We start from the raw sequence: 2,231 nt of genomic DNA, 5'->3' as shown, positions 1-2,231 counted from the left end.
ATCTCGGGTGGCCACCGGCAGCACCCGGCCGGCGCGCAGGAAGGCGACGCAGTGCTCGGCGGCCGTTCCCGCGGCGGGCAACGGCTCGTAGGTGCCGTCCGCGCCGAACCAGTCCGGGTGGTCCCGGCGCAGGCGCAGCGCGGTGGCGGTGAGCCGCAGCTTCTCCTCCGCGTCGCCGGGCACGTCCCCGGCGGGCAGCGCGGCGGGAAACCGCTGCGGGAGCCGGTTGTCGGGGTCGACGAGGGCCCGGTAGGGCTGCTCGGTCCCCTGGTAGACGTCGGGCACGCCGGGCATGGTCAGGTGCAGCAGCGCCATGGAGAGGGTGTTGGCGCGGGCGGCGGCGTCGAGTTCGGCGGCCAGCGCGCCCAGGGCGCGGCCCGGTGGTCCGCACGGCCCGGTGTCGACCAGCCGTTCGACCTCCCGCTCGTAGTCGGCGTCCTGCTCGGTCCAGCTGGTGCGCAGTCCGGCCTCCCGCACCGACTTCAGCACCGCGGGCAGCAGCCGCTCGCGGTCGGCCCGGCCGAGGCCGAAGGCGGTCTGCCAGACCAGCCAGGCGGTGTGCCGGTCGCCGGTGCCGTCGGTGACCTCCTCCAGCAGCGCCGTCCACCGTTCGGGGCATTCGCTCAGCACGGCCAGCGTCGCCCGGACGTCCGCGCTCCGCTTGGCGTCGTGGGTGGACAGCACGGTGCCGGTGGCCGGCCAGTCACGTTGCTGGCGCCCGCAGAAGGCGTGGAACTCGCTCGGCCCGACGGCGGGCCGTCCGGGATCGCCGCCCACCTCGGCGGTGGAGAGCAGCGGCACGTAGCGGTAGAAGGCGGTGTCCTCCACGGACTTGGCCCGCAGTGCGGCGCTGACCTGCGCGAAGCGGGGCGCGAACTCGTGGTGCCGCAGGGCCAGCGCGCACACCACGTCGAGCGTGTCGGCCTCCTCGGGCACGGTGAACGCCGTGCGCGCCTCCCGGGCCGCCGCGGTGAGCAACTCGGTCTCGGCCGGGCCGGCCGGCGGATAGATCCGGTAGACGGGCAGCCGGACCAGGATCTCGCGGATCGCGTGGGCCAGGGCCCAGTCGGCGTGGTCGCGGTGGGCCGGGTCGGGCGACTCGTCCAGCACTCGGCGGGCCACCCGCACCAACCGGGCGACCTCGGCGGCCAGTTCGAGGCCGATCACCTCGTGCGCGGCGGCCCGTACCGTCGCCGCCCACTCCCCGCCGCGGTCCGCCGGGACACCGGTGAAGTCGCGGTAGGCGCGGGTCAGTTCGTCGGCGCCGTGCGGGTCGACGAACAGGCCGTCGAGGTGGCGCAGCGCGTCGTAGCCGGTGGTTCCGTGGGCCTGCCAGTCGGCGGGCAGCGACTCGTCGACAGCGAGGATCTTCTCCACCACCGTCCAGGCGCCGCCGGTGGCGGTGCGCAGGCGCCGCAGGTAGCCGACGGGGTCGGTGAGGCCGTCCGGGTGGTCGATGCGCAGCCCGTGCACCACGCCGTCGTGCAGCAGCGCGAGGACGCGCTCGTGGACGGCGTCGAAGACCTGCTGGTCCTCCACCCGGACGCCGATCAGTTCGGAGATGGAGAAGAACCGCCGGTAGTTGAGATCGGTGCGGGCCAGCCGCCACCAGGCGAGCCGGTAGTGCTGCGCGTCCAGCAGCTCCGGCAGCGGAAGCGGCTCGGTGCCGTCGCGCAGCGGGAAGCGGTGCGGGCCGTAGCGGAGTTCGCCGTTCTCCACGGTCAGCGCGTCGAGTTGGCCGCCCAGCCGGCCACCCAGCACCGGCAGCAGCACGCGGCCGTTGCCGGCCGCCCAGTCGATGTCGAACCAGCGGGCCCAGGGGGACTCCGGCCCGTGCCGCAGCACCTCCCACAGCGGGCCGTTGAGCGCGGTGTCGGCCGGCAGCGCCATGTGGTTCGGCACGATGTCCAGGATCAGGCCGAGTCCGTGCGCACGGGCCGTTCGCGACAGCTCACGCAGGGCCGGCTCGCCGCCCAGTTCGTCCCGGACCCGGCCGGGGTCGGTGACGTCGTAGCCGTGCCCGGAGCCGGGCACGGCCTCCAGCACGGGCGAGAGGTGCAGGTGGGAGACGCCCAGTGAGGCCAGGTACGGGACGTCGCGGGCCGCTGCCGGCAACGGGTAGTCCGGCTGGATCTGCAGGCGGTAGGTGGCGGTCGGGATCCGAGCAGGGGGCACTGCCGACGAGGACACGGAGGGAATTCTTCGCCGGGCCGGGCGGGGCGTCAAGGCGG

1 protein-coding gene is annotated in these 2,231 nt (G+C 74.9%); it reads right to left on the bottom strand.

The window, feature by feature from the left end:
* Positions 1 to 2,190, bottom strand: a 2,190-nt coding sequence (gene treY, locus ACYVE9_RS23815; protein ID WP_461029947.1) for a malto-oligosyltrehalose synthase, incomplete at its 3' end; no start/stop codon positions are given.
* Positions 2,191 to 2,231: the final 41 nt, after the last annotated feature.

The sequence above is a fragment of the Streptomyces sparsus genome, from assembly GCF_054776295.1.
The sequence above is the reverse complement of the archived record's forward strand: the minus strand, read 5'-3'. Positions and strand labels throughout refer to the sequence as shown.